This window comes from Mycobacterium sp., assembly GCF_002863225.1.
In the GTDB taxonomy this organism is placed as follows: domain Bacteria; phylum Actinomycetota; class Actinomycetes; order Mycobacteriales; family Mycobacteriaceae; genus Mycobacterium.
In genome coordinates this window covers 303273-323491 of sequence record NZ_PKEK01000040.1, presented here as the reverse complement: position 1 = coordinate 323491, position 20219 = coordinate 303273, and the positions used below count along the sequence as shown (strand labels likewise).

General features: G+C 65.1%; 22 protein-coding genes and 1 tRNA gene. 19 read left to right on the top strand and 4 right to left on the bottom strand.

Going from position 1 to position 20219, the window contains the following annotated elements; all coding sequences use genetic code 11:
* Position 1 precedes the first annotated feature (1 nt).
* The 6 genes from recN to xerD all read left to right on the top strand — a co-directional run bounded on the left by recN (position 2) and on the right by xerD (position 7529).
* Complete coding sequence (recN, locus tag CYU59_RS12410) at positions 2-1774, top strand: DNA repair protein RecN (RefSeq protein WP_292989706.1); 1773 nt, start codon at positions 2-4, stop codon at positions 1772-1774.
* A 106-nt stretch (positions 1775-1880) separates the two neighbouring features.
* Positions 1881-3074: a putative cytokinetic ring protein SteA gene (gene steA, locus CYU59_RS12405; RefSeq protein WP_292989704.1), complete on the top strand. Its 1194-nt coding sequence runs from the start codon at positions 1881-1883 to the stop codon at positions 3072-3074.
* Positions 3075-3086: 12 nt separating this feature from the next.
* Positions 3087-4028: a copper transporter gene (locus CYU59_RS12400; RefSeq protein WP_292989702.1), complete on the top strand. Its 942-nt coding sequence runs from the start codon at positions 3087-3089 to the stop codon at positions 4026-4028.
* Between the two features lie 156 nt (positions 4029-4184).
* Positions 4185-5942: a CTP synthase gene (locus CYU59_RS12395; RefSeq protein WP_292989699.1), complete on the top strand. Its 1758-nt coding sequence runs from the start codon at positions 4185-4187 to the stop codon at positions 5940-5942.
* Positions 5935-6585 carry an NUDIX hydrolase gene (locus CYU59_RS12390; RefSeq protein ID WP_292989697.1) on the top strand — a complete coding sequence of 217 codons (651 nt, stop codon included), beginning with the start codon at positions 5935-5937 and terminating at the stop codon, positions 6583-6585. The genes CYU59_RS12395 and CYU59_RS12390 overlap by 8 nt, the downstream gene beginning before the upstream one ends.
* The gene (gene xerD / locus CYU59_RS12385; protein ID WP_292989694.1) at positions 6582-7529 is read left to right on the top strand and encodes a site-specific tyrosine recombinase XerD; all 948 of its coding nucleotides are present in this window, start codon (positions 6582-6584) and stop codon (positions 7527-7529) included. Before CYU59_RS12390 ends, xerD begins: the two co-directional genes overlap by 4 nt.
* Here xerD and CYU59_RS12380 read toward each other — a convergent pair.
* Positions 7526-8281: an O-methyltransferase gene (locus CYU59_RS12380; RefSeq protein ID WP_292989692.1), complete on the bottom strand. Its 756-nt coding sequence runs from the start codon at positions 8279-8281 to the stop codon at positions 7526-7528. The genes xerD and CYU59_RS12380 overlap by 4 nt on opposite strands.
* Before the next feature lie 199 nt (positions 8282-8480).
* Here CYU59_RS12380 and CYU59_RS12375 point away from each other — a divergent pair, with 199 nt between their 5' ends.
* Genes CYU59_RS12375 through CYU59_RS12345 form a run of 7 tightly spaced genes read left to right on the top strand, consistent with a single transcriptional unit; the run spans position 8481 to position 14539 of the window.
* Positions 8481-9341 carry a ParA family protein gene (locus CYU59_RS12375; protein ID WP_292989689.1) on the top strand — a complete coding sequence of 287 codons (861 nt, stop codon included), beginning with the start codon at positions 8481-8483 and terminating at the stop codon, positions 9339-9341.
* Positions 9338-10147 carry a segregation/condensation protein A gene (locus tag CYU59_RS12370; RefSeq protein ID WP_292989687.1) on the top strand — a complete coding sequence of 270 codons (810 nt, stop codon included), beginning with the start codon at positions 9338-9340 and terminating at the stop codon, positions 10145-10147. Before CYU59_RS12375 ends, CYU59_RS12370 begins: the two co-directional genes overlap by 4 nt.
* Positions 10144-10872, top strand: coding sequence for an SMC-Scp complex subunit ScpB (gene scpB / locus CYU59_RS12365; protein WP_292989685.1), 729 nt, complete (start codon positions 10144-10146; stop codon positions 10870-10872). The genes CYU59_RS12370 and scpB overlap by 4 nt, the downstream gene beginning before the upstream one ends.
* Positions 10869-11624 carry a pseudouridine synthase gene (locus tag CYU59_RS12360; protein WP_292989682.1) on the top strand — a complete coding sequence of 252 codons (756 nt, stop codon included), beginning with the start codon at positions 10869-10871 and terminating at the stop codon, positions 11622-11624. The genes scpB and CYU59_RS12360 overlap by 4 nt, the downstream gene beginning before the upstream one ends.
* Positions 11621-12313, top strand: a complete 693-nt coding sequence (cmk, locus tag CYU59_RS12355) for a (d)CMP kinase (protein ID WP_292989679.1) — start codon at positions 11621-11623, stop codon at positions 12311-12313. The genes CYU59_RS12360 and cmk overlap by 4 nt, the downstream gene beginning before the upstream one ends.
* Complete coding sequence (gene der, locus CYU59_RS12350; RefSeq protein WP_292989676.1) at positions 12310-13713, top strand: ribosome biogenesis GTPase Der; 1404 nt, start codon at positions 12310-12312, stop codon at positions 13711-13713. The genes cmk and der overlap by 4 nt, the downstream gene beginning before the upstream one ends.
* A 43-nt stretch (positions 13714-13756) precedes the next feature.
* Positions 13757-14539, top strand: a complete 783-nt coding sequence (locus CYU59_RS12345; protein WP_292989674.1) for a sulfite exporter TauE/SafE family protein — start codon at positions 13757-13759, stop codon at positions 14537-14539.
* Between the two features lie 3 nt (positions 14540-14542).
* Here the strand turns inward: CYU59_RS12345 and CYU59_RS12340 are convergent, their stop codons facing one another.
* Positions 14543-14806 (bottom strand): DUF3060 domain-containing protein, encoded by a 264-nt coding sequence (locus CYU59_RS12340; protein WP_292989672.1) that lies wholly within the window; start codon positions 14804-14806, stop codon positions 14543-14545.
* On the opposite strand from CYU59_RS12340, the gene CYU59_RS12335 reads away from it, so the two are divergent.
* The 3 genes from CYU59_RS12335 to CYU59_RS12325 all read left to right on the top strand — a co-directional run bounded on the left by CYU59_RS12335 (position 14764) and on the right by CYU59_RS12325 (position 16459).
* On the top strand, positions 14764-15072 hold the full coding sequence (locus CYU59_RS12335) for a hypothetical protein (RefSeq protein ID WP_292989783.1): 309 nt from the start codon (positions 14764-14766) through the stop codon (positions 15070-15072). The two genes, CYU59_RS12340 and CYU59_RS12335, sit on opposite strands and share 43 nt — an antisense overlap.
* Before the next feature lie 216 nt (positions 15073-15288).
* A complete protein-coding gene (locus CYU59_RS12330; protein WP_292989670.1) occupies positions 15289-16308 on the top strand; it encodes an NADP-dependent oxidoreductase in 1020 nt (339 codons plus the stop codon).
* A 74-nt stretch (positions 16309-16382) separates the two neighbouring features.
* Positions 16383-16459 (top strand) — tRNA-Pro (locus tag CYU59_RS12325).
* Between the two features lie 124 nt (positions 16460-16583).
* Here the strand turns inward: CYU59_RS12325 and CYU59_RS12320 are convergent.
* Positions 16584-17699 carry a site-specific integrase gene (locus tag CYU59_RS12320; protein ID WP_292989667.1) on the bottom strand — a complete coding sequence of 372 codons (1116 nt, stop codon included), beginning with the start codon at positions 17697-17699 and terminating at the stop codon, positions 16584-16586.
* A gap of 88 nt (positions 17700-17787) precedes the next feature.
* Positions 17788-18000, bottom strand: coding sequence for a helix-turn-helix domain-containing protein (locus CYU59_RS29005; protein WP_363114455.1), 213 nt, complete (start codon positions 17998-18000; stop codon positions 17788-17790).
* Positions 18001-18154: 154 nt separating this feature from the next.
* On the opposite strand from CYU59_RS29005, the gene CYU59_RS12315 reads away from it, so the two are divergent.
* The 3 genes from CYU59_RS12315 to CYU59_RS12305 all read left to right on the top strand — a co-directional run bounded on the left by CYU59_RS12315 (position 18155) and on the right by CYU59_RS12305 (position 19536).
* Positions 18155-18436, top strand: a complete 282-nt coding sequence (locus CYU59_RS12315) for a type II toxin-antitoxin system RelE/ParE family toxin (protein WP_292989665.1) — start codon at positions 18155-18157, stop codon at positions 18434-18436.
* Positions 18437-18448: 12 nt separating this feature from the next.
* Positions 18449-18736 (top strand): HigA family addiction module antitoxin, encoded by a 288-nt coding sequence (locus tag CYU59_RS12310; RefSeq protein ID WP_292989662.1) that lies wholly within the window; start codon positions 18449-18451, stop codon positions 18734-18736.
* Between the two features lie 308 nt (positions 18737-19044).
* Positions 19045-19536, top strand: coding sequence for a hypothetical protein (locus CYU59_RS12305; RefSeq protein ID WP_292989659.1), 492 nt, complete (start codon positions 19045-19047; stop codon positions 19534-19536).
* Positions 19537-20219 lie beyond the last annotated feature (683 nt).

Sequence of the window (20219 nt, the reverse complement as noted above, 5' to 3'; positions counted from 1 at the left end):
GGTGCTTTCCGAGATTCGGATCGAGTCGCTAGGTGCAATCAGTGTCGCGACAGCCGAATTCGGCAGCGGCTTAACCGTTTTGACGGGGGAGACCGGCACCGGCAAGACGATGGTGGTGACGAGTCTGCATCTGCTCGGCGGAGCCCGCGCCGACGCGAATCGGGTGCGCTCGGGCGCCGAACGAGCCGTGGTCGAGGGTCGGTTCACCACAGCGGACCTCGACGACAAGGCCGCCGCCCTGCTCGACGAGTTGCTGGACGGGTCTGGAGCCGAACGTGACGAGGACGGCAGCATCATCGCTTTGCGATCGGTCAGCCGGGAGGGTCCGTCGCGGGCCTACCTCGGCGGCCGGAGCGTGCCGGCCAAATCACTGAGCGGGTTCACCGCGGAGTTGCTCACCCTGCACGGGCAGAACGACCAGTTGCGGTTGATGCGGCCCGACGAACAGCGCGGCGCACTCGACCGGTTCGCCGGGGTCGACTCTCGACTGGAGAAGTACCGCAAGGTGCGTGAGGCGTGGCAGATCGCCAAGCGTGACTTCATCGACCGCAGCAACCGGGCGCGCGAACTGGCCCAGGAGGCCGACCGGTTGAAGTTCGCTTTGAACGAGATCGACAGCGTCGATCCCGCCCCCGGTGAAGACGAGTCACTGGTCGGCGACATTCGTCGGCTCTCTGAGTTGGATGCACTGCGCGAGGCCGCATCTGACGCGCGCAGTGCGTTGACCGGGGCGAGGGATGAGGCAACCGCCGACCCGTCCGCGCAGATCGCTTCCGCTGCGGACTGCCTGGCACGGGCCAAGGCGGCGCTGGAGTCGACCGAGGATTCGACGCTGCGGGCATTGGCCGCGCAACTCGAGGAGGCCCTCGCGGTGGTCGGCGATGCCTCTCGTGAACTGAGCGGCTACCTGAGTGAATTGCCCTCGGATGCCAGCACATTGGACGGGAAGCTGGCCCGGCAAGCGGAGCTGCGTACCCTCACCCGCAAGTATGCCGCCGACATCGACGGCGTGTTGCTGTGGGCGCGTGAAGCCCGCGACCGGCTGGCGCAGCTCGACGTCTCCGAAGAGGCATTGGCCGGCCTGCAGCGACGGGTCGATGAGTTGGCCGTCCAATTAGCATCTGCTGCAGCAGAACTCAGCAAGGTACGGACCCAGGCCGCTAAACGGCTTGCCAAGGAAGTCACCGGCGAGCTGTCCGGTCTGGCCATGGCGGACGCCGAGTTCACCATTACCGTGTCGATGATGCCGGCCACCGCTGACGATCCCGCGGCACTCACCCTTGCCTCCGGCGCACAGGCCCACGCCGGGGGTGACGGCGTCGACGTGGTCGAATTCGGCTTCGCCGCGCACCGCGGCATGACTGTGCTGCCGCTGGCCAAGAGTGCCTCGGGTGGGGAACTGTCCCGAGTCATGCTCGCCCTCGAGGTGGTCCTGGCTGCGTCGACCACCGGCACCACGATGGTGTTCGACGAAGTCGACGCCGGTGTCGGCGGCCGCGCGGCGGTGCAGATCGGCCGGCGACTGGCGCGCCTGGCCCGCAACCGGCAGGTCATTGTGGTGACCCATCTACCGCAGGTGGCCGCCTACGCCGACATCCACCTGATGGTCGACACCAACGGAAAGAACGGCGCCAGTGGAGTCCGCCGCCTCGACGGCGACGACCGGGTCGCCGAACTCGCCAGAATGCTGGCCGGACTGGGTGATTCGGACACCGCACGCGCGCACGCCCGCGAACTGCTCGACGCCGCGGACTGTGACCGTATTGCGACCTGAAAAGCGCGACGAGGCCTGTGACAGGTGTGACACGATATAACTTCTGAGGCTTTTGTTACGGCGCGCCTCCCCGCTCGTTCTCGGGTTCACCGACAGAATCGCCTCCATGAGCGTGACCACCACCTTGTCCTCACTGTTGTCCCGCAACACCTCGCGGCCCGGGCTCATCGGAACCGCCCGTGTCGACCGCGACATCGACCGGCTGCTGCGCCGGGTGTGCCCGGGCGACATCGCGGTCCTCGATGTGTTGGACCTCGATCGAATCACCGCCGACGCGCTGGTCGACGCCGAGATCGCCGCCGTGATCAACGCGTCCCCGTCGGTGTCGGGTCGCTACCCCAATCTGGGACCCGAGGTGCTGCTGGCCAACGGTGTCACGCTGATCGACGAGACCGGGACCGACGTCTTCAAGAAGATCAAAGACGGGTCGAAGGTCCGCCTCTACAACGGCGGCGTCTACATCGGAGACCGCCGGCTGATTCGCGGCACCGAACGCACCGACGAAGAAATCGCCGACCTGATGCAGGAAGCCAAGAGCGGGCTGGTCGCCCACCTGGAAGCGTTCGCCGGCAACACCATTGAGTTCATCCGCAGCGAGAGCCCGCTGCTGATCGACGGCATCGGCATTCCCGACGTCGACATCGAGTTGCGTCGTCGCCACGTCGTCGTGGTGGCCGACGAAGAAGACGCCGCCGACGACCTCAAGCGACTCAAGCCGTTCATCAAGGAGTACCAGCCGGTCCTGATCGGGGTCGGCTCCGGCGCAGATGTGTTGCGCAAGGCCGGTTATCGCCCGCAGTTGATCGTCGGCGACCCCAGCGAACTGAGCACCGAGGTGCTCAAGTGCGGGGCCCAGGTGGTTCTACCGGCCGACGCCGACGGACATGCCCCCGGCCTGGAGCGGATCCAGGACCTCGGTGTCGGTGCCATGACGTTCCCCGCCGCGGGTTCCCCCGCCGACCTGGCACTGCTGTTGGCCGACCACCATGGCGCCGCGCTGCTGGTGACCGCGGGACACCGCGCCAACATCGAGACGTTCTTCGACCGGACCCGCCAGCACAGCAACCCGTCGACGTTCCTCACCCGGCTGCGAGTCGGCGAAAAGGTGGTGGACGCCAAAGCCGTTGCGACGCTGTATCACAACCGGATCTCCGGCGGCGCGATCGCGTTGCTGATCATGACGATGCTGGTCTCCATCATCGCCGCACTGTGGGTGTCGCGCACCGACACGGTGGTACTGCACTGGGCCGCCACCTACTGGAATCACTTCATCCTCTGGTTTCAACACTGGATCCATTAGGACGGTGGCGACGTGATATCTCTTCGTCAGCATGCGATCTCGCTGGCCGCGGTGTTCCTGGCCCTGGCGGTGGGAGTCATCCTCGGCTCGGGTTTCCTGTCGAACACGATGATGTCCGGATTGCGTGACGAGGCCCGCAGCCTGCACCGCCAAGTCGACGAGCTCAACGGCGACAAGACCAGCTTGAATGCAAAGCTCAACTCCGCCAACGCTTTCGACACGCAAATGGCCGGCCGGATGGTCCACGACGCGCTGAACGGCAAGTCCCTGGTCATCTTCCGCGCCCCCGACGCCAAGGACGAGGACGTCGACGCGGTGTCGAAGGTCGTCGCCCAGGCAGGCGGAGGGGTCACCGGGACGGTGTCACTGACCCAGGAATTCGTCGATGCGAACTCTGCGGAGAAGTTGCATTCGGTGGTGAACTCGTCGGTGCTGCCCGCCGGGGCGCAACTGAGCACCAAACAGGTCGATCAGGGATCGCAGGCCGGCGACCTGCTGGGCATCGCGCTGTTGATCAACCGCGACCCCGCCGTCCCGCCGGTCGACGACGCGCAACGAGACACCGTGCTGGCCGCGCTGCGCGACACCGGATTCATCGGGTACGGCAACCAGCACCTCGGTGCATCCAATGCCGCGGTCGTGATCACCGGCGGCGCGCTGAGCAACGACGCCGGTAATCAGGGGGTCAGCGTGGCGCGTTTCGCCGCTGCGCTCGCGCCGCACGGCACCGGGGTGCTGCTCGCTGGGCGTGACGGCTCGTCGGACGGACCCGCCGCGGTGGGAGTGGCCCGTGCCGACGCCGGGGTCACCCCGGTGATCAGCACCGTCGACAATCTCGGCGCCGAAGCCGGCCGGGTGACGGTGGTCCTCGGAGTGGCCGATCTGATCAACGGCGGTCGTACAGGTCAGTACGGAACGGGCCACCGCAGCACGGGCCTCACCGTCGCGACCTAGCCCGCGGGCATCGTCGTGGTCTCGTCGCCGGGCGTGTTAGCGACGGGTTGGCGCAGTGTTTGTTAGGGTAAGTTTCCGTGGGTCGGCAGGCCCCCAAGCTGGAAAACAGCCCTCATCAGAGGCTAGCCCTGCGCCGTCTTCACGGAGGTCGCCACATTGCGAAAGCATCCGCAGACCGCCACCAAGCATCTCTTCGTCAGCGGCGGGGTCGTCTCGTCACTGGGTAAGGGACTGACCGCGAGCAGCTTGGGTCAGTTGCTTACCGCCCGCGGGCTGCAGGTGACGATGCAGAAGCTGGATCCCTATCTCAACGTCGACCCGGGCACGATGAACCCGTTTCAGCACGGCGAAGTCTTTGTCACCGAGGACGGCGCCGAAACGGACCTCGACGTCGGCCACTACGAACGCTTCCTGGACCGCGATCTGTCCGGTTCGGCGAATGTCACCACCGGACAGGTGTATTCAACGGTCATCGCCAAGGAGCGGCGCGGGGAGTACCTCGGCGACACGGTTCAGGTGATCCCGCACATCACCGACGAGATCAAGAGCCGGATCCTGGCGATGGCCGAGCCGGACGCCGACGGCAAGCGTCCCGATGTCGTCATCACCGAGATCGGCGGCACCGTCGGCGACATCGAGTCGCAGCCTTTCCTCGAAGCGGCCCGCCAGGTGCGCCACGACATCGGCCGGGAGAACGTCTTCTTCCTGCACGTGTCGCTGATCCCGTATCTGGCACCGTCGGGCGAGCTGAAGACCAAGCCCACCCAGCACTCGGTGAACGCACTGCGCAGCATCGGTATCACCCCCGACGCGTTGATCCTGCGCTGCGACCGCGCTGTTCCCGAACCGCTGAAGAACAAGATCGCGCTGATGTGCGACGTCGACATCGACGGCATCATCTCCACTCCCGACGCACCGTCGATCTATGACATCCCGAAGGTGCTGCATCGCGAGGAGCTGGACGCCTACGTGGTGCGCCGGCTCAACCTGCCGTTCCGCGACGTCGACTGGACCGAATGGGACGACCTGCTGCGCCGGGTGCACGACCCGCAGGAGACGGTGCGAATTGCGCTGGTGGGCAAATACATCGACCTCTCGGATGCCTACCTGTCGGTCAGCGAGGCGCTGCGGGCGGCCGGTTTCAAGCACCGCGCGAAGGTCGAGATCCGCTGGGTGGGTTCCGATGACTGCGAGACCGCGGGTGGCGCGGCCGCCGTACTCGAGGACGTCCACGGCGTGCTCATCCCCGGTGGGTTCGGCATCCGCGGCATCGAGGGCAAGATCGGCGCGATCTCGCACGCCCGGGCCCGTGGGCTGCCTGTACTGGGCCTCTGCCTGGGCATGCAGTGCATCGTGATCGAAGCCGCGCGCTCGGTCGGCCTGTCCGGGGCCAACTCCGCCGAGTTCGACCCGGACACCTCAGATCCCGTCATCTCCACGATGGCCGATCAGGAAGAGATCGTCGCCGGCGAAGCTGATCTCGGCGGAACCATGCGGCTGGGTGCTTACCCCGCGGTGCTGGAGCCCGATTCCATTGTCGCCCAGGCTTATCAGGCAACCGAGGTATCCGAACGGCATCGGCATCGCTACGAGGTCAACAACGCCTACCGGGACCGGATCGCCGAGAGCGGGCTGAAGTTCTCCGGCACCTCGCCGGACGGGCATCTGGTCGAGTTCGTCGAGTATCCACCGGAGATGCACTCGTTTGTCGTCGGCACCCAGGCGCACCCCGAGCTCAAGAGCCGACCGACCCGACCGCATCCGCTGTTCACCGGCTTCATCGGCGCGGCCATCGAGTACAAGGCGGCCGAGCGGCTTTCCCTCGAGATGCCGGAGCGGCGCGCCAACGGCAGCGAGCAGCACGAGGGGTCCGAGTCGACACTGCCTGAGCCCGAGCCCGTCACCCGTGGGTGAGCACGTCTTCGAGACGATGTCGTCCGAAACACTGCACAGCGGAAAGATTTTCGCGTTGCGGGTCGACCGGGTGCGGATGCCCGGCGGCGGTGTCGCCACCCGGGAGGTCGTCGAGAATTTCGGCGCGGTCGCGATAGTGGCGTTGAATGACGACGGCCAGATTCCGCTGGTCTACCAGTACCGCCACCCGTTCGGCCGTCGGCTGTGGGAGTTGCCCGCCGGGCTACTCGACATCGAGGGCGAGGCACCGGAGCTGAGCGCGGCACGCGAACTCCAGGAGGAAGCCGGGCTGCACGCCGAAAACTGGGAGGTGCTGGCGGACCTCGATTCCGCGCCCGGCTTCAGTGACGAGTCGGTGCGGGTGTTTCTGGCCACCGGGTTGACCGAAGTCGAGCGGCCCGCGGCGCACGACGAAGAAGCGGACATGACGATGCAGTGGTACCCGCTCGCCGACGCCGTGCAACGGATCTTCAGCGGTGAGATCACGAATTCCCTTGCGGTGAGCGGGATTCTGGCGGCCCATGCGGTCACCGAGGGCGTCGCGCGAACGCGGCCGGTGGATGCGCCGTGGATCGACCGGCCGACGGCGTTCCGCGCGCGGAAGTCCCGCGGGGGAGTCGGGCGATCGGACGGTGCCCGGTGACGACGCTGGCGCTGCCGTTGGAGGGCCAACTGCAGGGATACCTCGATCATCTGACGATCGAGCGCGGCGTCGCGGCGAACACGTTGAGCTCCTACCGGCGAGATCTGCGGCGGTACTTCGAGCACCTGACCACCCGCGGCGTCGACGACCTGGCCAACGTCGCCGAAGACGACGTCAGCGAATTCCTGGTGGCACTGCGCCGAGGAGACCCCGACGCCGGCATCTCACCGTTGTCCGCGGTCTCGGCCGCGCGAACCCTGATCGCGGTGCGTGGCTTCCACCGATTCGCCGCCGCCGAAGGCCTGGCTGAGTTCGACGTCGCACAGGCCGTCAAACCACCGACGCCGGGCCGGCGACTGCCCAAGAGCCTCAGCCTCGATCAGGTGCTTGCGTTGCTGGCCGGCGCGGGCGGCGACAGTCCGTCCGACGGGCCGCTGACGCTACGCAATCGCGCGCTGCTCGAGCTGCTGTATTCCACCGGGGCGCGAATCTCCGAAGCGGTCGGTCTCGACGTCGACGATGTCGACACCGAAGCCCGGTCGGTGCTGCTGCGCGGAAAAGGCGGCAAGCAGCGACTGGTTCCGATCGGACGTCCCGCCGTCCAGGCGTTGGACGCCTACCTGGTTCGCGGGCGCACCGAATTGGCACGTCGCGGCCGAGGTACACCGGCGATCTTTCTCAACGCTCGCGGCGGGCGCTTGTCGCGGCAGAGCGCGTGGCAGGTGTTGCAGGATGCTGCGGACCGGGCCGGCATCACCTCAGGCGTCTCCCCGCACACGTTGCGACATTCGTTCGCAACACATCTGCTCGAAGGCGGCGCCGACGTCCGCGTCGTCCAGGAGTTACTGGGACACGCATCGGTGACCACCACGCAGATCTACACGATGGTCACCGTCCACGCCCTGCGCGAAGTCTGGGCCGAAGCCCACCCGCGGGCGCGTTAGCCGCCCAGGTACTCCGACTCCAGCACCAGATCCGACAGCAGGCTCTGGTATTCGACGTGCGTTTTGTGCTCGGTCGTGTTCCAGAGCGTGCCCTGTTGCCTGCGCATGTATTCGCGGTACTCCGGTGCGCCCGGCATCTTGACGTTGTCGGCGACCACAATCGAACCGGTGTGCAGCCAGCCCCGGTCGAGGATGCTCTGCAGATCGACGAGATAAGCATCCTTGTCGTGGTCGATGAAGACGAAATCCAAAGCGCCAGAACCGAACTCAGCCGCGCCGCCCAATGCGTCGAGAGTACGTCCGCCGTCGCCGAGGGTGCCGACCACGCAGGTGATCCGGTCGGCGACGCCTGCGTGCGCCCAGATCCGGCGGGCGTTGTCGGCGTTGGCCTCGGCAAGCTCCACGGAATAGACGTGGGCACCAGGCGCGGACCGGGCGATACGCAGCGCGCTGTATCCGCAGTAGGTGCCGAGCTCGAGCGCCAGTTTCGGGTCGGCACGCCCCACCGCGGCGTCGAGCAGAGCGCCTTTCTCGTCGCCGACATTGATCAGCAGCGATTTCTCGTAGGCGAACCGGTCGATCGCTGCGAGGACGTCGTCGATATCGCCCGCGCGGGCGTGCTTCAGTACGTACTCGACCGCAGCCGCTTCACGCCCGTCGCCGATCTGGCCCGTCGTGGTGATATTTCGCACGCCGGCCGCCATCCGCCAGAACGACCACCGCAGCAAGGGGATGCGCTGCTTCAGACTCATGCCGCCACACTAGACCGCCGCGCGACGCAACTGGCGCCCTCAAATTCGCAGGTGACGTTGTTGCGGGTCTTCCGGCGCGGGCGCACATACCCGTTAGACTTTCGAGCCATGCCCGCCGCTGCCCGATCGCCGTACGAGGGGCAATCATGTCCACCGCCGGCGACGATGCAGAGCGCAGCGATGCCGAGGAGCGGCGCAGATGAGTGACGATGCCGATGGCACCGAGGTCGGCCTGACCGGGCGTCTGCCGCGGACGATTCCCGAACCCAAGCCGCGCAGCTCGCATGGGCCGGCCAAGGTCATTGCGATGTGCAACCAGAAAGGCGGCGTGGGAAAAACCACGTCGACGATCAACCTGGGTGCCGCCCTGGCCGAATACGGCCGCCGGGTGTTGCTGGTCGACCTGGATCCACAGGGCGCTCTCTCGGCGGGACTCGGCGTGCCGCATTACGAGCTGGAACACACGATCCACAACCTGCTGGTCGAGCCGCGGGTGTCGCTCGACCACGTGCTGATGCACACCAGGGTCAAGAACCTCGATCTGGTGCCCAGCAACATCGACCTGTCCGCGGCAGAGATCCAGCTGGTCAATGAGGTGGGCCGAGAGCAGACGCTGTCTCGCGCGCTGCATCCGGTGCTGGACCGCTACGACTATGTGCTGATCGACTGCCAACCCTCGCTGGGCTTGCTCACGGTCAACGGGTTGGCGTGCTCCGACGGCGTCGTCATCCCGACTGAGTGCGAGTTCTTCTCGCTTCGCGGTCTGGCCCTGCTGACCGACACCGTCGAGAAGGTGCGCGACCGGCTCAACCCGAAGCTGGACATCAGCGGCATCCTGATCACCCGCTACGACCCGCGAACGGTGAACTCCCGCGAGGTGATGGCCCGGGTGGTGGAGCGCTTCGGCGACCTGGTGTTCGACACCGTCATCACCCGTACCGTCCGCTTTCCGGAGACCAGTGTCGCCGGCGAGCCGATCACCTCGTGGGCACCGAAATCCGGCGGCGCGGTTGCCTACCGGTCGCTGGCCCGCGAGGTGATCGACCGGTTCGGCGCGTGAACGCCCCCGCGACCTGCGAGGAACCACCCAAAAACGGCTTCCAGGTCAGGCTGACGAATTTCGAGGGCCCTTTCGACCTACTGTTGCAGCTCATTTTCGCTCACCGGCTGGACGTGACCGAGGTGGCGCTGCACCAGGTCACCGACGATTTCATCGGCTACACCAAAGCCATCGGCCGGGCACTGGAGCTCGACGAGACCACGGCATTCCTGGTGGTCGCCGCGACGTTGCTCGACCTGAAGGCGGCCCGGCTGCTGCCGTCCGGCCAGGTGAGCGACGAAGAAGACCTGGCGCTGTTGGAGGTCCGCGACCTGCTGTTCGCGCGGCTACTGCAGTACCGGGCGTTCAAGCACGTCGCGATGATGTTCGGCGAGCTCGAAGCCGCCGCGCTGCGCAGCTACCCGCGCGCTGTCTCGCTGGAGGAGCAGTTCGCCGACCTGCTGCCCGAGGTGATGCTCGGCGTCGACGCCCAGACTTTCGCGGAGATCGCCGCAACCGCTTTCACGCCGCGGCCGGTGCCCACGGTCGGCACCGAGCATCTTCACCAGATCTACGTATCGGTGCCCGAGCAAGCCAAACGGTTGCTGTGGTTCCTGGAACAGCGTGGAGTTGGGCAGTGGGCGTCGTTCTCCGACCTCGTCGCCGAATGCGAACCCATCGAGATCGTGGGCCGCTTCCTGGCTCTGCTCGAGCTGTATCGCTCCCGAGCGGTAGCATTCGACCAGTCAGAACCGCTTGGTGTGCTCCAGGTTTCGTGGACCGGAGAACAGCCGACCAGCGCAGAATTGCGGGACGAATACTCATGAGCGAACCGCTCGATGCAGACCTGAGCGTCGACGTGGCCGAGAACGACGCGGCCGAGACGAACTTGGGTATCGACGTCGCCACCGCACCCGAGCTCGAAGACGGCGAGCTGGGGGCGGTCCTCGAAGCTCTGCTGTTGGTCGTCGACACCCCGGTGACGGTGGAACAGCTGGGCGCGGCCACCGAGCAGCCCGTTTACCGGATCGCCGCCAAGCTCCGCCAGATGGCCGACGAGCTCACCGAAAAGGACAGCGGCATCGATCTCCGCGAAGCGGGCGGCGGGTGGCGGTTGTACACGCGGGCCCGGTTTGCGCCCTACGTGGAGCGACTGCTGCTGGACGGATCGCGTTCGAAGCTGACCCGGGCCGCGCTGGAGACCTTGGCCGTGGTGGCCTACCGACAGCCGGTTACCCGCGCGCGGGTGAGCGCGGTCCGCGGGGTCAACGTCGACGCGGTGATGCGCACCCTGCTGGCGCGCGGCCTGATCACCGAGGCCGGCACCGACGCTGACACCGGCGCGGTGACGTTCTCCACCACCGAGTTGTTCCTGGAACGCCTCGGGTTGTCATCACTGGCCGATCTCCCGGACATCGCACCACTGCTTCCCGACGTCGACATGATCGACGATCTCAGCGAATCTCTGGACGCTGAACCACGTTTCGCGAAGCTTGCGGGCGGTCCGGTCGCCAACGACCAGCCGTTGTCGTTCGACGTGGATCACGAATGATGGCAACAGCCGGCGAGCCCGATGGGGTTCGCCTTCAAAAAGTGTTGTCCCAGGCCGGAATTGCGTCGCGCCGTGTTGCCGAACGAATGATCACCGACGGCCGTGTCGAGATCGACGGACAGGTGGTGACCGAGCTGGGCACCCGGGTCGACCCCGACGCGTCGGACATCCGCGTCGACGGTGCGCGGGTGATACTCGACGAGTCGATGGTGTATCTGGCACTGAACAAGCCACGGGGCATGCATTCCACGATGTCGGACGATCGCGGGCGACCGTGCATCGGCGACCTGGTTGAACATCGAGTCCGGGGCAACAAGAAGCTCTTTCACGTCGGACGTCTGGACGCCGACACCGAGGGGCTGATCCTGCTCACCAACGACGGCGAACTCGCACACCGCTTGATGCACCCGTCGTACGAGATACCCAAGACCTATGTCGCCACTGTCAACGGCGCGGTACCACGCGGCCTCGGCAAGAAACTGCGCACCGGCATCGAATTGGAGGACGGCCCGATCGCCGTCGACGATTTCGCGGTGGTGGACGCGATCCCGGGTAAGTCCATGATCCGGGTCACGCTGCACGAGGGGCGCAAGCGAATCGTGCGCCGGATGCTCAAGGCCGCCGGTTTCCCGGTACAGACTTTGGTGCGCACCGACATCGGCGCGGTCACGCTCGGCGATCAACGGCCGGGCAGCATCAGGGCGTTGCGCCGTAGTGAAATCGGGGAACTCTACAAAGCGGTCGGATTGTGAGCGCGGCAAACGGTACGGTTGTCGCCATCGACGGTCCGGCCGGCACCGGAAAGTCTTCGGTGTCAAGAGGTTTGGCGCGACTGCTGCATGCCCGCTACCTCGACACCGGCGCCATGTACCGCATCGCCACGCTAGCGGTGCTGCGTGCCGGAGTCGACCTTGACGACCAGGCCGCCGTCCGGGACGTTGCATCGACGGCGGACATGTCGGTGGGCCACGATCCTGACGACAGCCGCAGTTACCTCAACAGTCAAGACGTCTCGTCGGAGATCCGCGGCGACGAGGTCACCAAAGCCGTCTCGGCGGTGTCCTCGGTGCCCGCGGTGCGCACTCGGCTCGTCGATCTGCAGCGCGCTCTGGCCGACGGGCCAGGCAATGTCGTGGTCGAGGGGCGTGACATCGGAACCGTGGTGTTGCCGAAGGCCGACCTCAAGGTGTTCTTGACGGCCTCGGCCGAGACCCGCGCGCGGCGCCGCAACGACCAGAACGTCGCCGCCGGTCTTCCCGACGATTACGACGGCGTGCTCGCCGACGTCCGGCGCCGTGATCACATCGACTCCACCCGCGCCGTGTCGCCACTGCGGGCCGCCGACGACGCGGTGATCGTCGATACCAGCGAGATGACCGAATCCCAGGTGATCGATCACCTGTTGAATCTGGTCCAGCAGCGAAGCGAGTCGGTCAGATGAGTGAGGACGGCACCTGGGTCGACGAAAGCGACTGGGAATCAGCGGAATTCGAAGAAGTCTTCGATGAGCTGGACGCGGGACCGCCGCCGGTGGTGGCGGTGGTGGGCCGCCCCAACGTCGGCAAGTCCACTCTGGTCAACCGAATTCTGGGTCGCCGGGAAGCGGTGGTGCAGGACATCCCGGGGGTGACCCGGGACCGTGTCTCCTATGACGCTTTGTGGACCGGGCGCCGTTTCGTCGTGCAGGACACCGGCGGATGGGAACCCGATGCCAAGGGTCTGCAGCAACTGGTTGCCGAGCAGGCCTCGGTGGCCATGCGCACCGCGGACGCGGTGATCCTGGTGGTGGACGCGATCACCGGCGCGACCACCGGTGACGAGGCCGCGGCACGCATCCTGCGCCGCTCGGGCAAGCCGGTGTTCCTGGCCGCCAACAAGGTCGACAGTGACAAAGCGGAGTCCGACGCCGCCGCGCTGTGGTCGCTGGGAATCGGTGAGCCGCATGCGATCAGCGCGATGCACGGGCGTGGCGTCGGAGATCTGCTCGACGCGGTCGTCGACGCACTTCCTGAGGTGGCCGAAGCGGCGTCCGGCAAGGGCGGTCCGCGGCGGGTCGCGCTGGTGGGCAAGCCCAACGTCGGCAAGAGCTCGCTGATGAATCGGCTGGCGGGCGATCAGCGGTCGGTGGTGCACGACGTCGCCGGCACTACCGTGGATCCGGTCGACTCGCTGATCGAATTGGATGGCAAGATCTGGAGATTCGTCGATACGGCCGGTCTGCGACGCAAGGTCGGTCAGGCCAGCGGCCATGAGTTCTACGCCTCGGTTCGCACCCACGGTGCGATCGACGCCGCCGAAGTGGTGATCGTGTTGATCGACGGATCGGCGCCGCTGACCGAACAGGACCTGCGGATCCTGTCGATGGTAATCGAGGCCGGCCGGGCCTTGGTGCTGGCGTACAACAAATGGGACCTGGTCGACGAAGATCGACGGTATTCGCTGGAGAAAGAGATCGATCGCGAACTGGTCCAGATCCGTTGGGCGCAGCGGGTGAACATCTCGGCCAAGACCGGTCGCGCCGTGCAGAAACTGGTCCCGGCCCTGGAAAGTGCGCTGGCAGCCTGGGACACCCGAATCAGCACCGGCCGGTTGAACACCTGGATCAAGGAAGTCGTCGCGGCCACTCCGCCGCCGGTGCGAGGCGGCAAGCAGCCGCGGATCCTGTTCGCCACCCAGGCCACCGCCCGCCCGCCGACCTTCGTGCTGTTCACCAGTGGCTTCTTGGAGGCCGGCTACCGCCGGTTCCTCGAACGTCGCCTGCGCGAGACCTTCGGCTTCGAGGGCAGTCCAATCCGGATCAACGTGCGGATGCGCGAGAAGCGCAAACCCAAATCCCGCTGACTGTGACGCAGGCGCCGAAACCGGGCCAACTACAGTCAATTCAGTGTCGTCGAGCCACGCAATCCTGATTCTTCTCGCCGGTCTGGGCGCAGGCGCCATCAACGCCGTCGTCGGCTCGGGCACGTTGATCACTTTCCCCACGCTCGTTGCCATGGGCTACCCGCCGGTGACAGCGACGATGTCGAATGCGGTCGGCCTGGTGGCCGGCAGCGTATCGGGAACGTGGGGTTATCGCCGCGAATTGCGCGGCCAGTGGGATCGGCTGCGCTGGCAGATACCCGCGTCGATCGTCGGTGCCGCGTTGGGCGCCTGGCTGCTGTTACACCTGCCCGACCGGGTCTTCACCCAGGTGGTGCCGGTGTTGCTCGTCGCGGCACTGATCCTGGTGGTGGTCGGACCGCGAATACAGTCGTGGGCGCGTCAGCGGGCTGAGAAGTCAGGCCAGTCGGCTGACCACGTCTCGCCGCGCCGGATGGCCGCCCTGGTGGTGAGCACCTTCCTCATCGGCATCTACGGCGGCTATTTCACTGCAGCGCAGGGGATCATGCTCATCGGTGCGATGGGAGCACTGCTTCCCGAACCGGTGCAGCGCACCAACGCCGCCAAGAACTTGTTGGCGTTGATCGTCAATATTGTTGCGGCGCTTGCGTATACCGTAACCGCCTTCGACCGGGTGAGCTGGGCAGCGGCTGGGCTCATCGCCGGTGGCTCGCTGATCGGCGGCTGGCTGGGCGCGCACTACGGTCGTCGGCTGTCGCCGAACGCGCTGCGTGCCACGATCGTCGCGGTCGGGCTGATCGGCTTGTACCGGCTGCTGGCCCCCTGAGCCTCAGCCCTTCTGGACGACGTTGTCGAAGCCGGACTTGGCGATTTTCGGAGTTCCGGTGTGGAACGTGACCCGGTTACCCGAGCCTGAGGCTTGGATCGAGTCGGCCACGTCGAGGGTGAGTTGGTTCTGGATACCTGAGACATTGACGCTCGCACAGTGGCCGGTGACGGTCACGATGTTGGTGATTCCGCTGATGCTGACGCCGCCTCCCGTCGCAACGGATGGTCCGGACTTCGTTGATGCCGGAGACGGTGACGTTCTCACCCGCCGGCGCTGTCGTCACCGAAGTACCCGGTGTCGCCGGACCCGGCGTGCTCGGAATCGTCCGCGACGCGGTGGGACTCTTCGACGACACGCTGGGAATGGGCGCCATGGAGGGCAAGGCGCTGCGCGAGACCTGGTGTTTGCCGAAGAGGAAGATGGCCACGGGCAGGCACATCACGCCAATCACGAAGAGCGCGACCAGAATCCAGCGAAGCTGCCCACGCGCGGGCGTTGCGGCGCTGGGACCGGAAAACGGTCCGCTGTAGGCCAGGGGGAGCGGCGGCGGCACCGGGGGACCGGACGGCGGCGCCCACTTGCTAGGCGACTGATCCGCCGCGGCCTCGGAGGCGCGTGCCGCCTCGGCCAGTGGCTGTTCCAGTTCCCGGATACGGGCTTCTGGATCATCCTCGGATTTCATTGATCGATGCTCGCATACCACGAACATCGCTGACGGGGCATTCGCATTCGGTAGTTTCTGGTGCGTGCCCGAGTTAGCCAATCGCCAGGTCCTGCTGCGTCGCCGCCCGAGCGGGCTGGTCGAGCCGGGAGACACCGAACTCGTGACCACCGCGGCGCCGCAGCCGGCCGAGGGGGAGGCGCTGGTGCGCACCACCTACGTCGGCCTCGACGCCGCAGTGCGGACCTGGCTCAACGATCAGCAGGGCTATCTGCCGCCGGTCGGACTGGGCGAGGTGATCCGAGCGGCCGGGATCGGCGAGGTGGTGTCGTCCCGGTGCGATGCCTACGCGGTCGGCGACGTGATCACCACGCTCACCGGTTTTCAGGAGTACGTGATCATCCGTGACGACGTGTTCAGCACGCCCATCCCCGGTGAGAGCGATCAGCTGGCAATCATGTCGGTCTACGGACCGACCGGCGCGACCGCTTATATCGGGATGACCGACGTCGGCAAGCCGCAGGCCGGCGACACCGTTGTCGTGTCGGCTGCCGCGGGCGCCACCGGTTCGATCGCCGGGCAGATCGCCAAGATCGCCGGGGCGCGGGTGGTGGGCATTGCGGGCGGCCCGGAGAAGTGCCGGGCGGTGGTCGAGGACTTCGGTTTTGACGCCTGCATCGACTACAAGAACGACGATCTGCCGGCCGCCCTCAAACAGCATTGTCCCGATCGGGTGAACGTGTACTTCGACAATGTCGGCGGTCCGATCCTCGACGCGGTGCTGGGCCGGTTGGCCATGAACGCCCGAGTCGTGCTCTGCGGCATCATCTCCAGCTACCTCAGCGGCGATCACCCCGGCCCGGTCAACTACGTCAACCTGCTGTCCAAGACGGCGACCATGCAGGGCTTCAACGCACTCGACCAGTGGGGCCGCTTCGACGAGGCCTCGGCCGCGCTACGGCAGTGGGGCCATGAGGGCCGAATCAAGTCCCGCCAGACCATCTTTGACGGCATCGAGTCCTGCGTCGACGCGCTCAACGGGCTCTTCACCGGAGCGAACATCGGCAAGATGCTGGTCAAGCTGAGCGAGCCGACGACGACCTGACGGCTTGGCTTGCGGCCGCCTCTTCGGTCTCCTGTAGGCTCTTCACCTGCTGCCGGTCATCAGGACGGCGGCTTCGGGCTGTGGCGCAGTTTGGTAGCGCACTTGACTGGGGGTCAAGTGGTCGCAGGTTCAAATCCTGTCAGCCCGACCATAAAAAATCGTTTGAACAGCGCTTTTCCCTCTTTGCGGAGTGCACACGCGTTCGACAAGTTCGGAAATTGTCACAGATTGTCACAGTCGATTATTTGGTGTCACCGCACGCGTGTGCGACTGCGTCAGTCGCCGGCGCGGGATGCCGGCGGAGCAAAGCTGCGTGCTGCTATCTCGAGAGCGTCAGGCTGCGCATGTACATAGGTGCGAAGAGTGAACGACACGTCGGCGTGGCCCAGCCAGGCCGCCACCAACGCAATGGGAACGCCCTGAAGATGCATGAGTGTCGCGCAGGTATGTCGGGCGTCATGCAACCGCACCTGCGGCACGGCGAGACTCTTGATGGCTCCATGCCACATGGTTGAGAGCGTCGACGGGTGGTAAGGCTCGCCCGCCTCGTTGCAGACGACATAGTTTTTGCCGGCGTAGGCCTCTCCGAGTGACAGCCTTTCTGCCGCCTGGCGGGCTTTCGCTGCGTTGAGTTCGGCGAGCAATGCGTCGGGCAGTGGTAGCACTCGGCTAGCTGATGCCGTTTTCGGGTCATCTTGGTCAAGCGCGCGGCCCCCGACATCCACGCGGGTCTTTTCAATCAGCACTGTCCGCCGGTCGAGATCCACGTCTTCCCAACGCAAACCAGCGATCTCCCCGCGTCGTAAGCCGGCCAGAGCGAGGTGCCACGCATGTCGGTTGCGATCACTGGCGATGCCCCTTAAGACGGTGCGCACCTGGTCGGCAGTGAACGTCTCGAATTTTCTGGCCTTGCCCGGAACCCGATCGACCAGTCCTGCAACATTTCTCGCTAAACGGCCCTCGGCGACCAGCTGCGCGAGGACCTGCGAAAGTGCTCCCAGCATGTAATTGCATGACCGCGCGCTCCAAGCTTTCCGCGGCCGACCTCCTGGTCGCTCGAGAGTTCCGTCGCGCAACTGCACGATCAGTTCGTCGATGTGCCGGCGTGTCAGATCTTGAACACCGAGGTCTCCAAGCTCGCTGCGCACCGGCTGCAGGACGTACTCATAGCCCACAGCTGTGGTGGGCCGGATCTTATGGCGAGACTTCAGCCAATCCGCACAAGCGTCGTCTACCGTGAGCGTCGACGGCTGGACATAGGTGCCTGCGTTTACCTGACCTTGGATCTCTGCCAGAGCCGTCCGGGCTTCTTTCTCCGTGCGATAGCGGCGCCGTAGCTGTTTGCGCTTTCCGTCAGACGAGCCTGTGTCGACGGTCAGCTGATAGCGCACGACAGCCTTGCTCCCCGCGCGTCGAGCTAGCTCGACGCGTCGGATCTGCGGTGGAAGCTGCCGGCGTTCAGCCATATGCGCCTGGGCGTTAAGACGCGGCTTCGGTGTGGGCCGCGATGAAGCGATGGATCTCGGCGGATGTGACTCGCCGAGACGACCCGATCTGAACCCAAGCAAGTCCGCCGCCATCGAACAGTCGATAGATCGATGAGCGCGAGATCCGCAGAGCTGCTGCGGCTTCCGACACTGTCAGAAGAAGTCTGCCGTCGATCGGGCGCCCGACGAACGGCCTATGCTGCATCGGGTCCGGGGAGTGCATCTGGTTCATGGGATCCCCTCGTGGTGAGTACTGTTCCACCACTGTAATTCGCCCCAGTGACTACTTCATGCACACTTTTTGTGCCCCTTCATTAGTAACGCTTGGCGTTAATAACGAATCGCGTTACTATTAATCAGTGATCCGCTCGTTCCGGGACAAGGACACAGAGGCGGTATGGCGCCGTCGTTACGTCAAGAAGCTCAGCCCGGAGCTCAGCAAGCTCACGTACAACAAGCTCGCTCTCATCAACGCTGCCGAGAGCATCAACGACCTGCGCGTGCCGCCAGGTAACAGGCTGGAGAAGTTGAGCGGCGGTCGCGCCGGCCAGTACAGCGTCCGCGTCAACGACCAGTGGCGCATCTGCTTCACCTGGAGCACAGCTGGCGCCGGAAACGTCGAACTAGTCGACTACCACTAGAAGGAGAAATCGATGGCAGACTTCGCACCCACCCACCCAGGCGAGATCCTCCTCGCCGAGTTCCTTGAGCCGATGGGGATCTCGCAATACCGCATTGCCAAGGCCATTGATGTACCGCCGCGACGCATCAACGAGATCGTGCACGGCAAGCGGGGAATCAGCGCCGACACCGCGTTGCGGCTCTCGCGAGCATTGGGAGTGAGCGATATGTTCTGGATTAACATGCAGGCCCACTTCGACGCCGAGATTGCCCGCGACCATATTGCGACTCAGCTGGACGCTATCGAACGGATCGCCTAGACCGCGCCAGTCGCAGCAGGACACCTAATTGCGTGAGAAGACAGCCGGACCGGCGAACGCGACAACGTCGACCTTGATTGCCGACCCAGTGGAGCCCAGGCCCGCTAACTGGCGCCAGTGGTCGCAACCGTGAAACGGATCGGAGTGAGCGCTACCGCGCTCGATCGCCACCAATCGGGAATGATCACGCTCTAGGGTGTTCACTCGTGGCCGGGCTTAGTGGAATAAATAGAGCTTTCAACAAGGTGCCTCGCCGGGCCGAGGCCCGGGTCTCTACGTTGCTGCGTGCAACGTTCGTAGATTTGGGCGTGGCGACTGCCCTGGAATCAGTCGACCATCAAGTTCTTTACGGGCGACGAGGCACCGGCAAGACGCACGCATTCCGATATCTGGCGGCCATTCGCGGTGAAGCGGGCGACATCGGCGTCTACATCGACCTGCGGACCATAGGATCGGCCGAGGGCATATTCGATTCCGAGCAACTGACACCGCTTGAGCGAACTGCCAGACTTCTGATTGATCTCCTCACGGAGATCCACGACGCGATCATGTATGCAGCACTGGATGACAACAGCCTCATCGACGACAAGTCATTCGTGAGTGCGCTTGATGACTTGTTGGCCTCGCTTCGCAACATCAGATTCGAGGGCCAAACAGAAGCGACGACTGAGACTGAAACTGAGGCATCGTCATCGGCGAAAGCGTCTGCGAAAGCTAAGATTTCAGCCGCGAGCCTTGGCGCCTCGGCGCAGGCTGGAGCCGAACTATCAGAATCGCAGACTCAGCCAACGATATTCTAGCGATCCACTGCTCAACGAACTCTTCGATGCTCGCGTCCTTCACCTGGTCCGACGTGGCTACTCCGCCCAGGATCAGCCGGGCGAGCGTTACGACGTTTATCTGATTGACTTTGGCGCCTACGTCGACCTCATAAACACGCAGAACTCACCGCAAGAGCTAGCCTTGTTTGAAGCGGAAGAAATTGAGTCCGACGACGATTCGGATGATGCTGGCACATCAACTATCGAGGTACCTGAGCAGGATCTTCGCGCGCTCCGCCGCGCAGTGCTTGACCTCGACCGATTCCACAGATCGAATCCGCCGTTCCGAACGCAGTGACGGGTGGAGCCGCTGAGAAGCCCAGCTGGGCACCTAGGCCAGTGCCCGGAACGCGGGGCCGGCCCAGCCAATCTCAACGGGGTGTAACTCGACGTGAGCGGATCGCGTATCGCACTTTGCTCAGGATTACCAAATAGTCTAGATCCTCTGTATCTCAGCGCATCTCATCCTTAACCCCCTTGCGCCAACAGTAAATGCAAATCCAATCCATCAGCACCGCAACACCTTCCAGCTCAGCTTCACCCTGGCCGCTCCCAAATAAGCGTCTGGCACATTTGCACAAGGGTGCGAGAATGGTTGTGGCGCAGCAAGTGCCGCAGCCGCAGTCGCTGACCCGGTTGCAATGCATTCACCGTCAGTGGGT